The organism is Luteitalea sp. (genome assembly GCF_022842525.1).
In the GTDB taxonomy this organism is placed as follows: Bacteria; Acidobacteriota; Vicinamibacteria; order Vicinamibacterales; family Vicinamibacteraceae; genus Luteitalea.
The window spans coordinates 24,121-40,584 of record NZ_JALHPM010000042.1 but is presented as its reverse complement, the minus strand read 5'-3'; the positions used below and the strand labels follow the sequence as shown (position 1 = coordinate 40,584).

Annotated in this window: 14 protein-coding genes; 10 read left to right on the top strand and 4 right to left on the bottom strand. The window is 69.9% G+C overall.

The features are described from left to right. Nucleotides 1-255: 255 nt before the first annotated feature. Genes Q0C41_RS11025 through hemQ form a run of 5 tightly spaced genes read left to right on the top strand, consistent with a single transcriptional unit; the run spans nucleotide 256 to nucleotide 7,035 of the window. On the top strand, nucleotides 256-804 hold the full coding sequence (locus tag Q0C41_RS11025; protein ID WP_291983715.1) for an inorganic diphosphatase: 549 nt from the start codon (nucleotides 256-258) through the stop codon (nucleotides 802-804). Between the two features lie 6 nt (nucleotides 805-810). Next, nucleotides 811-2,016 carry a mechanosensitive ion channel family protein gene (locus Q0C41_RS11020; RefSeq protein WP_291983713.1) on the top strand — a complete coding sequence of 402 codons (1,206 nt, stop codon included), beginning with the start codon at nucleotides 811-813 and terminating at the stop codon, nucleotides 2,014-2,016. Further along, entirely contained in the window at nucleotides 2,013-4,091 is a 2,079-nt protein-coding gene (locus Q0C41_RS11015) for a fused MFS/spermidine synthase (protein WP_291983711.1), read from the top strand. The genes Q0C41_RS11020 and Q0C41_RS11015 overlap by 4 nt, the downstream gene beginning before the upstream one ends. 4 nt (nucleotides 4,092-4,095) lie before the next feature. Further along, a complete protein-coding gene (locus Q0C41_RS11010) occupies nucleotides 4,096-6,171 on the top strand; it encodes a fused MFS/spermidine synthase (protein ID WP_291983709.1) in 2,076 nt (691 codons plus the stop codon). 30 nt (nucleotides 6,172-6,201) lie between these two features. After that, a complete protein-coding gene (hemQ, locus tag Q0C41_RS11005; protein WP_291983707.1) occupies nucleotides 6,202-7,035 on the top strand; it encodes a hydrogen peroxide-dependent heme synthase in 834 nt (277 codons plus the stop codon). Here the strand turns inward: hemQ and deoC are convergent. Both deoC and Q0C41_RS10995 read right to left on the bottom strand, forming a co-directional pair. Next, nucleotides 7,015-7,728: a deoxyribose-phosphate aldolase gene (deoC, locus tag Q0C41_RS11000; protein WP_367079196.1), complete on the bottom strand. Its 714-nt coding sequence runs from the start codon at nucleotides 7,726-7,728 to the stop codon at nucleotides 7,015-7,017. The two genes, hemQ and deoC, sit on opposite strands and share 21 nt — an antisense overlap. Nucleotides 7,729-8,045: 317 nt before the next feature. Further along, on the bottom strand, nucleotides 8,046-8,693 hold the full coding sequence (locus tag Q0C41_RS10995) for an RpiB/LacA/LacB family sugar-phosphate isomerase (RefSeq protein ID WP_291983703.1): 648 nt from the start codon (nucleotides 8,691-8,693) through the stop codon (nucleotides 8,046-8,048). Nucleotides 8,694-8,715: 22 nt separating this feature from the next. Here Q0C41_RS10995 and hpt point away from each other — a divergent pair, with 22 nt between their 5' ends. Then, nucleotides 8,716-9,264 (top strand): hypoxanthine phosphoribosyltransferase, encoded by a 549-nt coding sequence (gene hpt / locus Q0C41_RS10990; RefSeq protein ID WP_291983701.1) that lies wholly within the window; start codon nucleotides 8,716-8,718, stop codon nucleotides 9,262-9,264. Between the two features lie 74 nt (nucleotides 9,265-9,338). On the opposite strand, the gene Q0C41_RS10985 is transcribed toward hpt, so the two are convergent. Together Q0C41_RS10985 and ychF are read right to left on the bottom strand one after the other, a co-directional pair. After that, a complete protein-coding gene (locus Q0C41_RS10985) occupies nucleotides 9,339-10,784 on the bottom strand; it encodes an amidohydrolase (RefSeq protein ID WP_291983699.1) in 1,446 nt (481 codons plus the stop codon). Nucleotides 10,785-10,835: 51 nt separating this feature from the next. Continuing rightward, nucleotides 10,836-11,933, bottom strand: coding sequence for a redox-regulated ATPase YchF (ychF, locus tag Q0C41_RS10980; protein WP_291983697.1), 1,098 nt, complete (start codon nucleotides 11,931-11,933; stop codon nucleotides 10,836-10,838). A 196-nt stretch (nucleotides 11,934-12,129) separates the two neighbouring features. On the opposite strand from ychF, the gene Q0C41_RS10975 reads away from it, so the two are divergent. From Q0C41_RS10975 to upp, 4 genes are all read left to right on the top strand, one after another. After that, nucleotides 12,130-13,401, top strand: a complete 1,272-nt coding sequence (locus tag Q0C41_RS10975) for a Gfo/Idh/MocA family oxidoreductase (RefSeq protein ID WP_291983695.1) — start codon at nucleotides 12,130-12,132, stop codon at nucleotides 13,399-13,401. Nucleotides 13,402-13,417: 16 nt separating this feature from the next. After that, nucleotides 13,418-14,755, top strand: a complete 1,338-nt coding sequence (locus Q0C41_RS10970; protein ID WP_291983693.1) for a Gfo/Idh/MocA family oxidoreductase — start codon at nucleotides 13,418-13,420, stop codon at nucleotides 14,753-14,755. A gap of 126 nt (nucleotides 14,756-14,881) precedes the next feature. After that, a complete protein-coding gene (locus Q0C41_RS10965) occupies nucleotides 14,882-15,751 on the top strand; it encodes an FAD:protein FMN transferase (RefSeq protein ID WP_291983691.1) in 870 nt (289 codons plus the stop codon). Nucleotides 15,752-15,830: 79 nt separating this feature from the next. Further along, nucleotides 15,831-16,454 carry a uracil phosphoribosyltransferase gene (gene upp / locus Q0C41_RS10960; RefSeq protein ID WP_291983689.1) on the top strand — a complete coding sequence of 208 codons (624 nt, stop codon included), beginning with the start codon at nucleotides 15,831-15,833 and terminating at the stop codon, nucleotides 16,452-16,454. Nucleotides 16,455-16,464: the final 10 nt, after the last annotated feature.

Sequence of the window (16,464 nt, the reverse complement as noted above, 5' to 3'; positions counted from 1 at the left end):
CCGGCAGGCGCGGCCCCGCCGCATCCGGCGCTGCCGAGCGCAAGCATGAGGGCGGCGGCGCTGGCGGCGCTGGCCGTCAGCAGTCGACGGGAACTCGGGTGCGGCAGCAGACGGAGGGAGGTCAATCGCGTCATCGATCCACACAAGAGTACGACGGACCCCGCCCGCCTGCTTAGTCGCCCGGCCGGGTGTCAGCCCGGCCGGGCAGACCGCCAGACCGGCCGGCGGCGCCTTCCCGCTTACAATCGACCCCGTATGCACCCCTGGCACGACATCTACGTCGACGATCACCTCATCGCCAAGACCTTCCCTGTCGTCATCGAAGTGCCGATGGGCAGCAAGAACAAGTACGAGCTGGACAAGGAGTCCGGCCTGATGCGGCTCGACCGGGTGCTGTACAGCGCCGTGTACTACCCGGCCAACTACGGCTTCATCCCGCGGTCGTTCTGCGACGACGGCGACCCGCTGGACGCCCTGGTCCTCGGCCAGGAGCCGGTGCATCCCCTGACGGTGGTGCAGGCCCGGGCCATCGGCGTCATGCGCATGCGCGACGAGAAGGGACTCGACGACAAGATCATCGCCGTCAGCACCCTCGACCCTGCCTTCAACGACTACAGCACTCACACCCAGTTGCCGGGCCACACGCTGCGCGAGATCAAGCGGTTCTTCGAGGACTACAAGACCCTCGAGAACAAGGCCGTCGAGGTCACGGACTTCCTCGGTCCCGAGGACGCGGTGACCATCCTGAAGGACTCGCTCGACATGTACCGTCGGCTCCGCCGCGGCGAGTTGTACGGCAAGTAGACCGTCGTGACCAGGGCCACGCCAGCGCTGTTGCAGGGCCTGTTCGACGCGTATCCGCCCTGGGTCAGGGCGATGCTCGCCGTCGTCGTGGTGCTGACCCTGGCGTACCTGGTGGCCGAACTGGTCACCCGCCTCCTGCTGGCCGGCGTGGCTCGGGTCAACCGGGACATGCCCGGCGACACGGTCGTGCGCAAGAACGCGCGGGCCGGTCTGCGGGCGGTGCGCGTCCTGGTCACGCTGATGGTGGGCGCGGTCCTGATCTTCCCGGCCATGGCGGTCGTCGGCATCCAGTCCAACGTCGGCCTCACGCCAGCACGGCTGGGCGACTGGATGACCGGGTCGGGGCTCCGCATCCTGCTGGTGGCGCTGCTGTCGTGGCTGGTCATCCACGTGGTCGGCCTGGTGGTGGCGCGCCTCGAAGCGTCGATCGGGACGGCGACGACGGTCAACGTGCTGGAGCGGGCCAAGCGGGCCCGCACGCTCGGGACGCTGGTCCACAACACCGTCTACGTCCTGGTCTCGACCATCGCGCTGCTGATGATCCTGCGCGAGCTCAACGTCGACATCACCCCGATCCTGACCGGCGCCGGCATCGTCGGGCTCGCGGTCGGGTTCGGCGCGCAGTCGCTGGTGAAGGACATCATCAGCGGCTTCTTCCTCATTCTCGAGGATCAGGTGCGGGTCGGCGACGTGGCCAACATCGACGGCACGGGCGGTCTGGTCGAGCGCATCACGCTGCGCACGATCATCCTGCGCGACGAGACCGGCACGGTTCACGTCTTCCCCAACGGCAACATCCAGCGCCTGTCGAACCTGACCAAGGACTTCTCGTTCTACGTGACCAGCGTCGCGGTCGCCTATCGCGAGGACACCGACCGGGTGACGACGGTGCTGGTGCAGGTGGCGGATGCGCTGCTGGCGACGCCGGAGTTCGGGCCCTTCATGCTCGGCCCGCTGGAGGTGCTGGGGGTCGACCGCTTCAGCGAGTCCTCGGTCGACATCAAGGTGCGCCTCAAGACCATCCCGAGCAAGCAGTGGGTGGTCGGACGCGAGTTCCTGCGACGCGTCAAGCGCGCGTTCGACACCGAGGGCATCGAGATTCCGTTTCCCTATCGCAACGTGGTCATCGCGCCGACGCATGACGGCCCGCTCGGAGAGCGGGCCCTACCCACGTCGGCGACACTCCCCACGACGGGCGACCCGAAGGCATGAGTCCGGCGGTCGCGTTCGGCCTCGCCATCGGCCTCGGCGCGTGCCTGCTCTTCCAGATCCAGTTCCTGCTGGCCAAGCTGATCCTGCCGTGGTTCGGCGGATCGCCGTCGGTGTGGTCCACGAGCCTGGTCGCCTTCCAGGTGCTGCTGCTGGCCGGCTATGCCTATGCGCACGCGATCGCCAGCCTGCCGCGACGGGCGCAGTGGCTGCGCCATGTCGGCGTGATTGCCATCGTGCTCGGGCTGCTCGCCTGGCGCGCCGTCACGTGGCCGTCGCCCGTCACGCCTGGTGACGGCTGGAAGCCCGATCCGGACGGCTCCCCCATCGCGCAGATCCTGCTGCTGCTGACCGGGGCCATCGGCTTGCCGTTCGTGCTGCTGGCCAGCACGAGTCCCCTGCTGCAGCGGTGGTACGCGGACCGATTCCCCGAGCGCTCGCCCTATCGGTTGTACGCGCTGTCCAATCTCGGGTCGCTCGGCGGCTTGATCTCGTATCCCCTGATCATCGAGCCACGGCTCGACCTCTTCCAGCAGGGGCGCTGGTGGGCGGTGGCGTACCTCGTGTACGCCGGGGCCGTTCTGGCGTGCGCGCGCAGCGTGCGCAGCGTCGAAGTCAGTCGGGAACCGGGAACCGGGAATCGGGAATCGCCAGACGGGAGTCCGGAGGCGGACGCGCTGCCCTCGGTCGGGGCGCAGGCGCTGTGGTTGCTGCTCGCCGCGATCCCCGCGGCGCTGCTGCAGGCCACGACGACGAAGATCACGCAGGACATCGCGGCGGTCCCCTTCCTGTGGATGGTGCCGCTGGCCATTTACCTGGTGACCTTCATCATCGCCTTCGAGATGCCGCGGCTGTTCCGCCTCGAGTGGCTGACCCTGGCCGTGGCCCTCGGCATGGCGGCGGCGCTCCCCGAGTGGAGCACCCGCGTCACGCTCGCGACCACACTCGGACTGCTCGGACTGGTCGGCTGGTGCTTCCATGGCGAGCTCGCGGCACGCGCGCCCGCGCCACGGCACCTGACCCGCTACTTCCTGCTGGTCTCGGCCGGCGGCGCGCTCGGCAGCGCCGTGGTTGCGCTCGGCGCCCCAATCGCCTTCGACGGGCTGGTCGAGTACCCCCTGACGCTGATGGCGGCGGCGCTCGTGCTGGGCCTGGTGCACGTGACGCGCGCCGAACATCTCACGTCGCGGTGGGGAGCACGCATCGCCCGCATCGCCGGCGTGATGCTCGCGGTCCTGGGTGGCGTGATCGGCGGCAAGACCGCACTCGGATGGGTCGAGCTGACCTCCGACGCGGTGTTCACGTCGCGCAGCTTCTTCGGGGCGCTCCGGGTGCGCGAACAGGTGTTCGACACCGGCGAACGGTATCGACGCCTGCAGCACGGCACCACCCTGCACGGCCTGCAGTACCTCGCCGGTGACAAGGCGAAGGTCGCCACGACGTACTACACGACCTCCAGCGGCGTCGGCCAGGCGATGAGCGCCCTCGCGATGCTCGAACGCCCGGCACGTGTCGGCGTCATCGGGCTCGGCGTCGGGACGCTGGCCGCCTACGGCCGTCCTGGGGACGCGTTCACCTTCTTCGAGATCGATCCCCAGGTCGTCGCGCTCTCGACGGCGCCGACGCCCTTCTTCCGCTACCTGCGCGAGTCGGCCGCCCGCATCTCGGTGGTCGGGGGCGATGCGAGGCTCAGCCTCGAACGGGCGCGTCCCCACGGCTTCGACGTGCTGGTGGTGGACGCCTTCAGCAGCGACTCGGTCCCGGTACACCTGCTGACGCAGGAGGCCTTCGCGCTCTACGCGCGCCACCTGCGCGACGCGCGCAGCGTCCTCGCGGTGCACACCTCCAACCGCTACCTGGAGCTCGAGGGCATCGTGCAGGCCAGCGGTGCACAGGCAGGCTTCCACGCCGTCGAGGTGGTCAACGACCTCGTGGACAACGAGAGCGAGCGGAGTACCTGGATGCTGCTGGCCCGCGACCCCGCGGCCCTGACGGCCTTCGGTGAGGCGTGGGCCGGAGCGCAGACGACGCCGTGGACCGACGCCGCCAGCAACCTGCTGCAGACGGTGCGGTGGTAGGCGCGTGATCGCCGTCGAGGCGGCCTTCGTCGTGGCCATCGGTCTCGGCGCCTGCCTGCTCTTCCAGATTCAGTTCCTGCTGGCTCGCCAGATCCTGCCCTGGTTCGGCGGGGCGCCCGCCGTGTGGTCGACGAGTCTCGTGGTGTTCCAGACGTTGCTGCTGGCCGGCTACGCCTGGGCGCACGGCATCGCCCGCCTGCGATCGCGGCGGCGCCAGGTCGTTGTCCACGTCGGCCTGCTGACGACAGCGCTGGCCCTGCTGGCGTGGCGCGCCCTGGTGTGGCCGTCGCCGGTATCCCCGGATGACAGTTGGCGGCCTCAGGACGTGACGGCCCCGATCACCGCCATCACGCTGCTCCTGGTCGTCGCCGTCGGTGTGCCCTTCCTGGTGCTGGCCAGCGCGAGTCCGCTGCTGCAGCGCTGGCGCGCGGATCTCGGCAGCGACGCCTCTCCCTATCGCCTGTACGCGGTGTCCAACGCCGGCTCGCTGGCGGGGCTGTTGACCTATCCCGTGCTCGTCGAGCCGCACCTGGATCTGAGGCAGCAGGGCCTGTGGTGGACGCTGGCCTTCGTGGCGTTCGGGGGGGCGCTCGCGCTGTGTGCCTGGCAGGTGTGGGGCGAGCGTGACGGCCCGTTCGGAGCACGGGCCCTCCCCACAGGCCCTTCCGCGGGCACCGCCACGGAACGGCCGTGGCACGCCGGAGTCGCGGTGTGGCTCGTCTTGGCGGCGGTGCCCTCGGCGCTGCTGCAGGCCACCACCACGCGCCTCACGCAGGACATCGCCGCCGTGCCGTTCCTGTGGATGGTGCCGCTCGCCCTTTACCTCATCTCGTTCATCGTCGCCTTCGAGCGGCCGGCGGTCTGTCCACTGGCGCGGCTGGCACAGGTGATCGTCGTCGCGGCGATCGCCTCCCTCGCGCCGTGGGCCATGCCTGTGCAGCTGGGGCTGACGCTGCTCCTCCTGTTGGTGGCGGGCCTCGCCCTCCACGGCGAACTGGCCCGGCGAGCGCCCGACCCGCAGGGGCTGACGCGCTACTACCTCGTCATCGCCGCCGGCGGCGTGCTGGGCAGCGCGCTCGTGGGTTTCGGTGCGCCCCTGGTGTTCACGCGCGTCATCGAGTACCCGCTGACCGTGGCGGCGACGCTGCTGGTGCTGGCCGTGCACCTGTTCAGTCAGGCTCGTCACCGACCGCCGGTGGCCCGGCGCCGGACACGCCTGCTGGCCGAGGCGCAGGTCCTGGCCGGACTCGTCCTGCTGGCGGCCACGGCTGCCGACGCACGGCTCGTGGCCGGACAGACCACGCACGCCTCGCGCAACTTCTTCGGCACGGTGCGCGTGCGCGAACTGGCCCTGCCTGACGGCGCCGCGTACCGTCGATTCATCCACGGGTCGACGCTGCACGGCGTCCAATGGCTCGCACCGGATCGGCGTCGGGAACCCACGGCGTATTTCACGTCGTCGAGTGGGGTGGGCCGGGCGATGGCGATGGTCGCGGCGCGCCGCGCCGCGACGCGCGTGGCGGTGATTGGCCTCGGCATCGGCACGCTGGCCGCGTATGGCCGCCCGGGCGATACGTACACCTTCTACGAGATCGACCCGCAGGTGGTGGCGCTGTCGGAGGGCGCGCGGCCGCCCTTCACCTACGTCCGCGACAGTCCGGCGCACATCGACATCGTGGTGGGCGACGGTCGCCTGGCCCTCGAACGGACGCCGCCGCTCGGCGTCGACCTGCTGGCGATGGATGCGTTCAGCAGCGATGCGGTGCCGGTGCATCTGGTGACGCGCGAGGCCCTCGCGGCGTATGCCCGCCACCTGCGCGACGACCGCAGCCTGATCGCGGTCAACGTCGCCAATCGCTACCTCGACCTCGCCGGGATCGTCACGGCCGCCGGGCGCGAGCAGGGCTTCCACGCCGTGCTCGTCGAGGGCGACGCCGGCCCCGGGCTGGTGCAGGCCACGCGCTGGTTGCTGCTCTCGCGCAGCGCCGACACGCTGCAGCCGCTCGGACGGCCTCACGTCAGCCGCGAGGCGCCGTGGACCGACGCCTTCAGCGCGCCGTGGCGAGCAATTCGGTGGTAGGTCGCGGTCCGAGGCTGTAGGCTACGGGGTGTGCTGACCGTCCCCGAAACCCTCGAAGGCTGGTGCCTCCTGCACCAGATGTTCCGCGTCTCCTGGCCCGCGCTCGTGCAGGCCACCAACGATGAGCGCGCCGAGCTGGCGCAGGGCCTGCGCGAGTTCCTCGAACGCGGGTCGGACACCGACGGCACGACGATCGCGGTGGCCATGCTCGGCCACAAGGCCGACCTCATGCTGGTGCATGCGCGCCGGTCGTTCGACGCGCTGGTGCAGGCCCAGCTCGATGTCGCCCGCCTGCCGATCGCCGAGGCCTTCGAGGCCACGACGTCCTACGTGTCGGTCGTCGAGCTCGGCATGTACGACATGACGGCGAAACTGCACGAGCAGCTCACCGCACAGGGCCTCGAACACGGCACCGACGACTACCGGGCGGCGCAGAAGGCGGCGATGCAGGTCCAGCACGGCCGCGTCAGCAGTCGGCTCTACACGGCGTTCCCGGCCCGTCGCTACGTCTGCTTCTATCCGATGGACAAGCGGCGGGGCGAGATCAAGAACTGGTACAGCGCGCCGTTCGAGACGCGGGCGGCGATGATGCGCGAGCACGGTCACATCGGTCGTCTGTATGCCGGCGAAGTCACGCAGATCATCTCCGGGTCGATCGGCTTCGACGACTGGGAGTGGGGCGTCGACCTGTTCGCCGACGACCCGGTGGTCTTCAAGCGGCTGATCTACGAGATGCGCTTCGACGAGGCCAGCGCAGACTACGGCGAGTTCGGCCCGTTCTACACCGGCGTGCAGTTCTCGCCGTCGGAGGTCGCGGCCTGGGTCGAGGGCACGACCCCCGCGCTAGTACCCGCCGCCGGCTGACGCGGCCACCGGGGCCCCCTTGGACTCCTGCACGATCTTGACGCCCGCGCTGGCGCCGAGCCGCGTGGCCCCCGCCTGCACCATCGCCTGGGCGCCGGACAGGTCGCGAACGCCGCCGGCCGCCTTCACCCCCATCTCGTCGCCCACCACACGCCGCATGAGCGCGACGTCGGCCGGCGTGGCGCCACTCCGCGCAAAGCCGGTGGACGTCTTGACGAAGGTCGCCCCCGCGGCCTTGGCCAGCGTGCACGCGGTGACCTTCTCCTCGTCGGTCAGCAACGCGGTCTCGATGATGACCTTGCTCACCACGCCCGCGGCGCGACACACGTCCGTGACGGCGTCGATGTCCAGCTTGACGGTCCGGACGTCGCCGGACCTGAGGGCGCCGATGTTGATCACCATGTCGACTTCGGTGGCGCCGTCGAAGATCACGCGGCGGGTCTCGTACTGCTTGACGTCCGCGGTCGTGGCACCGAGCGGAAAGCCGACCACGGTACACACGCCGACGGGACTGCCTCGCAGCAACCGCGCCGCCAGCGGCACCCAGGTCGGGTTGAGGCAGACCGTGGCGAAGCCGTAGTCGCGCGCCTCGCGACAGAGGGTCTCGATCTCGGCCTGCGTGGCCTCCGGCTTGAGCAGGGTGTGGTCGATCAAGCCCGCGACGCTGCCGGCCGGGGCGCCCGAGGCCTGCAGCCCCAGACGGGTCGCCCCCGCATCGAGCACGCCACGCAGACGGTCCGGGCAGCACTCGCCATGCACGTCGTGACAGGGGCAGCGGCCGCCGGGCGCGAGGCCCCCCGCCGCGCGCAGGACCTCCTCCGTGATGATCTGCACGAGGCGTTCGACGTCGAAGGGCGTGTAGGACATATCTCGTTGGGTAGGGCCCGTTCTCCGAACGGGCCGTCAGCGGAAGACATTCGTTCGAGCCGAAGGGTGGTCTGACGGTGACGGCCGGCTCGGAGAGCCGGCCCTACCCATCGCGAGCCGGCCCTACCCGCCGTGCGCCGGCCCTACCCGGCCCTGGTCTTGTCGAGGCGCTGCAGTTTCGCCAGCCGCCGGATGTACCGGGGCTCGGTCATCGGCGTCGTGAGGAACGTGTGCACGATCGCCAGCGCATCGGCAGGCGACAGCAGTGTCGCCCCGAGCGCGATCACGTTGGCGCCATTGTGCTGGCGGGCATAGCTGGCCAGCGTCTCGTTGAGGCAAAGGGCGGCACGCACGCCCGCCACCTTGTTGGCCGCCATCGTCGACCCGAGGCCGGCGCCGTCGATGACGATGCCCGCATCGGCTTCCTTGCGCACGACGGCGAGGCCGACCTGCTCGGCGATGTCGGGGTAGTCCACCGGCACGGGGTGCGCGCCTTCGGGTCCGACGACCTGCACGGCCAGGCCGCGCCCGCGCAGCGCGGTCACCAGGTGCTGTTTGAGTCCGACGCCCGTGTGGTCGCTGCCGATGATCACCCGGCGGACCGTGGCCACCGGCACCAGGTCGGCGCCGTCGCCGTCGACGACCTGGTCGGCACGCAGGACGGTGATCCGGCGATCGCGCAGCGTGTCGGCCGCCAGGGGCGTGATGTGCCCCTTCGGCAACAGCTCCACGGTGCTGCCCTCGGGCAGCATGCGCGCGTCAGCCTCCGTGATCATTGCGAAACGTGCCATATGTGCTAGCCTGCCGCGTCGAATGGCCCTCGATCCCGAGAACCTGCCCAGCCACCCCACCCCGCTGCTGACGCAGGAGGCCATCGCCTCACGGGTGGCCGAACTCGCCGCACAGATCCGCGCTGATTATGCCAGCACCCGCGACCTGCACATGGTCTGCGTGCTGAAAGGCGCCTTCGTCTTCTTCTCCGACCTCGTCCGTCAGCTCGATCGGCACGTCACCCTGGACTTCATCGTCGCCTCCAGCTACGGCAAGGCGACGCGGTCCTCCGGCGAGGTGCGGCTCATCAAGGACCTCGACACGGGCATCGAAGGCCGCGACGTGATGATCGTCGAGGACATCGTCGACACGGGGCTGACGCTGACGTACCTGACCGAGGTCTTCAAGGCGCGTGGGCCACGATCGGTGAAGACGGCCTGCCTGCTCAGCAAGCCGTCACGGCGTCAGGTCGACGTGCCGGTCGACTACGTCGGGTTCACCATCGAGGACCGCTTCGTCATCGGCTACGGCCTCGACTACGCCGAACGCTACCGGAACCTGCCCTACATCGGCGTGCTGGACGAGGGGTAGGGCCGGCTCTCCGAGCCGGCCGTGAACGGCCCGTTCGGAGAACGGGCCCTACCCATCACATGTCACGTGTCGACTTATCGGGGTAGCGCTGCCTTCACCCGCTCGGCCATCTTCTGAGCATCCGCCACCACCGCGCCGGGCACGAGCGTCTTCACCACCCGCTCGTGCATCAGCACGCGACCGTTGACGATCGTCGTGCGCACGTCGCTGCCCTTGGCCGCGTAGACCACCTGGGCGACGGGATCGAACATCGGCTGCAGGTGCGGGGCCCGCGTGTCGACGACGATGACGTCGGCGCGACGGCCGACGGTCAGTTGTCCGATCCGATCGCCCATGCCGAGGGCCTCCGCGCCCCGCCGGGTCGCCATCTCGAGGACCAGCGCCGCCGGTGCCGCCGTCGGGTCCTTGCGCACCACCTTCTGCAGGAACGCCGCCTGGCGCATCGCCTCGAACATGTCGAGATCGTTGTTGCTCGCCGCGCCGTCGGTGCCGAGACCGATGGCGACCCCGGCGTCCACGTACCCGGCCACCGGCGCCGCGCCGCTGGCCAGCTTCATGTTGCTCTCGGGATTGTGCGAGATGGCGGTGCGCGAGGTGGCCAGCGTCGCGATGTCGGCCGGCGCCAGCCACACCCCGTGCGCGGCGAGGACATGCGGCCCCAGCACGCCGAGCCTGGCCAGGTACGCCGTCGGCGACAGGCCGTGTGCCCGCAGCGAGTCCTCGCGCTCGGTGCTGGTCTCCTCGAGGTGGATCAGCACGGGCACCCCTTGCTCGCGAGCGAGACGGTCCACCGCCTGCAGCGTCGCCGCGCTCAGGGTGTACATCGAATGCGGCGCGACCGCGGGCGTCACGAGCGCATCCCCCTTGTAGCGGGCGATGAAGGTGCGGGTGCGGGCCAGCCCCTCCTCGGGCGTCTTCGCATCGGCCACCGGAAACTGGATGATGGTCTGGCCGAGCACGCCGCGCAGCCCTGCCTCGCGCACGACTGCCGCGACGTCCGCCTCGAAGTAGTACATGTCGGCGAAGGTGGTCGTGCCGCCGAGCATCATCTCGAGCGCGGCCAACCGCGTGCCAGCGCGCACGAACTCCGGCGACACCGTCTTGCCCTCGGCCGGGAAGATGTACTTCGTCAACCAGTCCTGCAGGTTGAGGTCGTTGCCAAGGCCGCGATAGAGCACCATCGCCGCGTGCGTGTGGGTGTTGATCAGGCCAGGCATCACGACCTGTCCGGTCGCGTCGATCGTCTCGGCGGCGCTGAAGCGGGCGGCGATCTCGTCAGGGGTGCCGACGCCCACGACGTCGCTGCCGGCGATCGCGATCGCCCCCGGCGTCAGGATGCGACGCTGGTCGTCCATCGTGATCACCGTGCCTCCGGTGATCACGATGGAGGCCTGCGACTGCGTGCTCGCGGCAGGCGCGGGCGCGGGTTCGGTGCCACGCGTCGGCGTCTGCCCGCACCCGGAGAGCGCAACTAGCGCGAGCAGCGCCGCGAGGCATCGATGGAGCGTGGTGTGCGTCACGTCATGTCTCCGGTGACGGCCCGTTCGGAGAACGGGCCCTACCCAACGCGCTTACACGTTGAAGCGGAACAGCAGGACATCGCCATCCTGCACGACGTACTCCTTGCCCTCGGAGCGCACGAGGCCCTGTTCGCGCGCCGGCTTCCACCCCCCGACGCGGATGAAGTCGTCGTAGGCGACGGTCTCGGCGCGGATGAAGCCCTTCTCGAAGTCGGTGTGGATGACGCCCGCGGCGGCGGGCGCCTTGTCGCCGGCGTGGATGGTCCAGGCCCGCACTTCCTTCTCGCCGGCCGTGAAGTAGCTCCGCAGACCGAGCAGCGTGTAGGCGGCCCGCGCCAGGCGGTCCAGGCCCGACTCGGTCAGGCCGAGCGAGCCGAGGAACTCCTGCCGCTCCTCGGGCTCCAGTTCGGCGAGTTCGGCCTCCACCTTGGCCGAGAACACCACCACGCCGGCATTCTCGTGCTCCTCGGTGATGCGCGCCTGCAACTGGGCGACGAACGCGTTGCCCTCCGCGGCCTCGTCTTCCCGCACGTTGGCGGCATACAGCACGGGCTTGGACGTCAGCAGGTTGAGGCCCTTGAACGCGGGCAGCAGGTCGTCGGTCGGCTCGTAGAGCCGTGCCGGCTTGCCGGCCTCGAGCAGCGTCTTGATCGCCTCGACCATGGCCATCTCGGCCTTGGCCGCCGCGTCACCCGACCGCGCCAGCTTGATCGACTTCTCGAGCCGCTTCTCCATCGTCGAGAGGTCGGCCAGCCCGAGTTCGATGTTGATGATCTCGCGGTCGCGCACCGGGTCCGGCGCGCCCATCACGTGCTGGATGTTCTCGTCCTCGAAACACCGGACCACGTGCACGATGGCATCCACTTCGCGGATGTTGTGCAGGAACTGGTTGCCGAGTCCCTCGCCCTGGCTCGCGCCCTTGACGAGGCCGGCGATGTCGACGAACTCCACGGAGGCCGGCACGACCCGCTCGGGTGCGACGAGTTTCTCGAGGCCGCCCAGACGCGGGTCCGGCACCATCACGATGCCGGTGTTGGGTTCGATCGTCGCGAACGGATAGTTGGCGACGAGCGCCCCGGCGGACGTGAGCGCGTTGAAGAGCGTGGACTTGCCGACGTTGGGCAGGCCGACGATGCCGAGTCGAAGCATGGAGTGGGGGCGCACGCTTCTGGCAGCCCATCTGCCTGCGCGCGAACCACTGAGTGTACCGTGACGGCCCCCTCCCCCGAATCCTGTAGGCGTCGTCCCACACGAATAAGCGGCGAAATTGCGCCCGTTTCCGGTGGAAATCACGGGTCGCCGGAGGGATACTGCCTCGACCGCCGGATTTCCGGCAGGAGCACAGATGCCAGACCCTCTCGACCGCCGCCTGTTCCTCACCGGAGCCGCGGCGACGCTCGGTGCCCTCCTCGGGGAGCGTGGTCTCTCCGCCGCTCACGTGACCGCGCAGGACGACGAACCGGTCTGGGAAGGTCCGCCCGTCAAGGTCGCGCTCATCGGCGTCGGCCCCTGGGGACGCGAGCTGCTCACGCACCTCGGGCGGGTGACGCCGCTGTCGCTCGTCGCCGTCTGCGACAGCTACGCCCCCTTCCTGAAGCGGGCCCAGCAGGCGGCGCCGAAGGCTCAGGCCCTCGCCGACTACACGGCCGTCCTGAGCCTGGCCGACGTCGAGGCCGTGATCATCGCGACCCCCACGCACACCCACAGGGAGATCGTCCTCGCGGCCCTGCAGGCGGGCAAGCACGTGTACTGCGAAGCGCCCCTCGCCTCGACCATCGAGGACACCCGTGCCATCGCCCTGGCGGCGACGGCCGCCGGTCGGCAGGTCTTCGCGGTGGGCCTCCAGGGGCGCTCGAACGCCCTCCAGAAGCATGTCTGGGAGTTCGTCAAGTCCGGCGTGCTCGGCGAGACGGCGCTCGTCAAGGCCCAATGGAACAAGAAGGAAAGCTGGCGCCGCGCGGCGCCGACCCCCGAACGCGAGACGCAGGTGAACTGGCGGCTGTCCAGGGTATCGTCGGCCGGGCTGCCGGGTGAGATCGGTATCCACCACTTCGACCTCATCTCCAGCTACCTCGGCACGCTGCCCACGGCCGTGAGCGGCTCGGGGGCCATCGCCGGCTGGGCCGATGGTCGCGACATCCCGGACTCGGTCACCTGCCTGTTCGACTACGGCAAGGTGATGCGCGCGACCTACGCCGCCACGCTCACCAGTTCGTTCGGTGGCAGTTACGCGACCTTCCAGGGCAACAACAGCAGCCTCCTGATTCGCGACAAGCGGGCCTGGCTGTTCAAGGAAGCCGATTCGGCCCTCCTCGGGTGGGAAGTCTATGCCCGCAAGGAACCGGTGCACGACGATGTCGGCATCGCGCTCGTCGCGGACTCCACGAAGATCCTCGCGGCCGGCAAGGAACCGGGCAAGGACGGGCCGGTCGAACCCGAGCAGGAGGCGCTCTATCTGGCCCTCGACAATTTCGCATGGGCGGTGCGCGGCAAGGCGCCGGTGAATGCGGGCGCGCTCGAGGGCCTGCACGCCACCGTGACCGCGATCAAGGCCCACGAGGCCACGCTCACCGGCCGTCGCATCGAACTCACCCCCGACCTCTTCTCGCTCACGTAGAAAAGAGCCCAGCCCCATGGCCACCGATCACACGCCGGGTATGTCCCGACGGGACTTCATCATCACCACGGCCGGCACCACGGCCGGCGCCGTGGCGACATCCATCGTCACCGCGAAGCCGGCGAGCGCCCTGCCGCAGACGGCCAGGTCGGCCGGTCGCGTGCTCGGCGCGAACGACCGCGTCAATTTCGCGGTCGTCGGCGTGAAGGGCATGGGCGGCGGGCATCTCCGCAACCTGTCGGGCGAGATGACGCAGAACGACAACGTCCAGGTCGTGGCGATCTGCGACGTGTGGGCGAAGGCCCGCGCCGCCGCCGTGACCAACGCCAACCTCACCGAGGCCCAGGCCTTCGCGCACTTCGACAAGATGCTGTCGGCCGTCGGCAAGGACCTCGACGCCGTCGTCGTGGCGACGCCAGATCACTGGCATGCGGCGCTGACCATCGCGTCGCTGCAGGCCGGCAAGCACGTGTACGTCGAGAAGCCGATGACCCACACGCTCGACGAGGCCTTCAAGGTCCAGAGCGTGGCCAAGGCCACCGGCAAGCTGGTGCAGGTGGGTTCGCAGGCCTGCTCCGACCCGAAGTGGCTCAAGGCAGGCGAACTCGTCAAGGCCGGCACGCTCGGCACCGTGCTGTGGGCCCAGGGCAGCTACTGCCGCAACAACCCCAGGGGCGAGTGGAACTACGAGATCGATCCCGAGGGCACGCCCGAGACGATCGACTGGCAGACCTGGCTCGGCCCGGCGCCCAAGCGTCCGTTCAGCGCCGAGCGCTACTTCCGGTGGCGCAAGTACTGGGACTACGGCAACGGCATCATCGGCGACCTCTGGCCGCACCGCCTCCACCCGCTCATGCTCGCGATGGACATCGACGAGTATCCGGCGCGCGTCGCCTGCATGGGCAGCGACATGGCGAAGACCGACACGGGCCCGGGCCCCGACGGCAAGCCGTGGGGCGAGCCGCGCGACGTGGCCGACACCACCCTCGTGATGGTGGAGTTCCCGTCCGGCAAGATGATCTTCCTCGCTGGCTCGACCACCAACGAGCGCGGCATCGACGATGTGATCCGCGGTAACAAGGCCAACCTGCTGGCGGGCGGCACGAAGCTGATGCTGCAGCCCGAGCGGCCGTACACCGACGAGATCGAGGCCAGCGACGAGACGCCGGAAGGATCGGGCGAATCGCCCCTCAAGCACATGCGCAACTTCGTCGAGTCGATGCGCGCCAACAGGCAACCCAACTGCGGCATCGAGCTCGGCTGCAAGGTGCAGACGATCGTCTCGATGGCCGAGACCGCCTATCGTCAGAAGCGTCAGGTGACCTTCGACGAGGCCAAGAAGCGGCTGACCTAGCGCCGCTGCCAACGCGAGGGGTCGGACCGTCCTCCGCCGATCCCTCGCCTGCGCCGAACGCGGGCTGTCTCCCTCACCGCGTTCGGCGCTTTTTGCGTTCTGCGTTCTGCGTTCTACTTCCCTCCCATGCGCCTCCTGCTCGCCACCCACGCCATGGCGACCCGGTTCGAACTCGTGCTGCACGGGGACGACCCGGTCCATCTGCGCGCCGCTGGCGAGGAGGCCCTCGCCGAGATCGCCCGCGTGGACGCGCTGTTGTCGGCCTATCGCGCCGAAAGTGACATCGGTCGCATCAACCACGATGCCGCCCGGCAGCCTGTTCGCGTGACGGCCGAGACCTGCCACGTCCTGCGTCGCTGCCTCGGACTCGCGCGCGCGTGCGACCAGGCGTTCGACGTCACCGTGGGACCGCTCGTGCGGCTGTGGCGCGCCGCTGGCGACACGGGGCGCATGCCGGCCCCAGACGCCCTCGCGGCGGCACGGGGGCGCGTCGGGGCCGCACGCGTGCTGGTCGACGCGGACGCGCTCACGGTGAGCTTCTCGGCGCCTGGCCTGTCACTGGACCTCGGGGCCGCTGGCAAGGGCCATGCGATCGACCTCGCGATCGCGGTGCTGCAGGACGCCGGGGTGACGTCTGCCCTGCTGCATGGCGGCACCAGCAGCGTCCACACCATTGGCGCGCCCCCCGAGGACCCGCGCGGCTGGTGGATCGGCTGGGACGGCCCTGGTGGCGGCGTCCACCTGCGCGATGGGGCCCTCTCCGTCTCGGCACCTCACGGGCGCGTCTTCCTGGTGGATGGCGAGACGCTCGGCCACGTCGTCGATCCCCGCACGGGTCGACCAGTGCAGCGCGCCGGTGCCGCGGGGGTCACCGGTCCGTCGTCATTCCTCTGCGACGCGCTGTCGACGGCGCTGCTCGTGCACGGCGCCGGCTGGACCGAGACCATGCGCACGAGGTTCCCCGGGTATGACGGCTGGGCCGGGGAGGCATCATGAGAATGCCGGGAATGCCGAATGCCGAATGCTGGAATGCCGGGCGTTGCAGGCAGGGCAAGCCAGCAGATAGAGTGCCGGCGTGGCCGTGCACCTCATCTCCCATCCCGTCGCGCAGGACCTGCTGACGCAGTTGCGTGACGCGCAGACTCCCTCGCCGCTGTTCCGCCAGTACGCCCAACGCCTGAGCGTGCTCATCGCCACCGAAGCGATGCGCGATCTCCCGACGCGCCCGGTCGTGGTGGACACGCCGCTCGGCCCGGCCGACGGCGCGCGCATCGCGTCGGATGTCGTGGTGGTGCCGGTGCTGCGCGCCGGCCTCGGGATGCTCGACGCGGTGCTCAGCGTGGTGCCGCACGCGCGCGTCGGGCACATCGGCCTGCAGCGCGACGAGGCGACGGCCGTGGCCTCGCAGTACTACGCGAAGTTCCCGTCGGGCCTCGACTCCAGTGTCGTCGTCCTCGTCGACCCGATGCTCGCGACCGGTGGCAGCGCCGTGGCGTCGCTGCAACTGCTGGCCGATCGCGGGGCCCGGCGCACGCGCCTGCTCTGCATCGTGGCGGCGCCCGAGGGCATCCGCGAGGTGGAGGCCGCATTTCCGGACGTCCAGATCTACACGCCCGCGATCGACCACCACCTCAACGCGCACAAGTTCATCGTCCCCGGCCTCGGCGATTTCGGCGACCGCCTCTACGGCACGATGTGAGCGGGTGATG

Excerpts from the sequence above, each read along its gene's own strand:
- Q0C41_RS10970 (WP_291983693.1), top strand. The coding sequence starts at position 13,418 with ATGGCCACCGATCACACGCCGGGTATGTCCCGACGGGACTTCATCATC.
- ychF (WP_291983697.1), bottom strand. The coding sequence starts at position 11,933 with ATGCTTCGACTCGGCATCGTCGGCCTGCCCAACGTCGGCAAGTCCACG.
- Q0C41_RS10975 (WP_291983695.1), top strand. The coding sequence starts at position 12,130 with ATGCCAGACCCTCTCGACCGCCGCCTGTTCCTCACCGGAGCCGCGGCG.
- Q0C41_RS10995 (WP_291983703.1), bottom strand. The coding sequence starts at position 8,693 with ATGGCACGTTTCGCAATGATCACGGAGGCTGACGCGCGCATGCTGCCC.
- Q0C41_RS10965 (WP_291983691.1), top strand. The coding sequence starts at position 14,882 with ATGCGCCTCCTGCTCGCCACCCACGCCATGGCGACCCGGTTCGAACTC.
- Q0C41_RS11025 (WP_291983715.1), top strand. The coding sequence starts at position 256 with ATGCACCCCTGGCACGACATCTACGTCGACGATCACCTCATCGCCAAG.
- Q0C41_RS11015 (WP_291983711.1), top strand. The coding sequence starts at position 2,013 with ATGAGTCCGGCGGTCGCGTTCGGCCTCGCCATCGGCCTCGGCGCGTGC.
- hpt (WP_291983701.1), top strand. The coding sequence starts at position 8,716 with ATGGCCCTCGATCCCGAGAACCTGCCCAGCCACCCCACCCCGCTGCTG.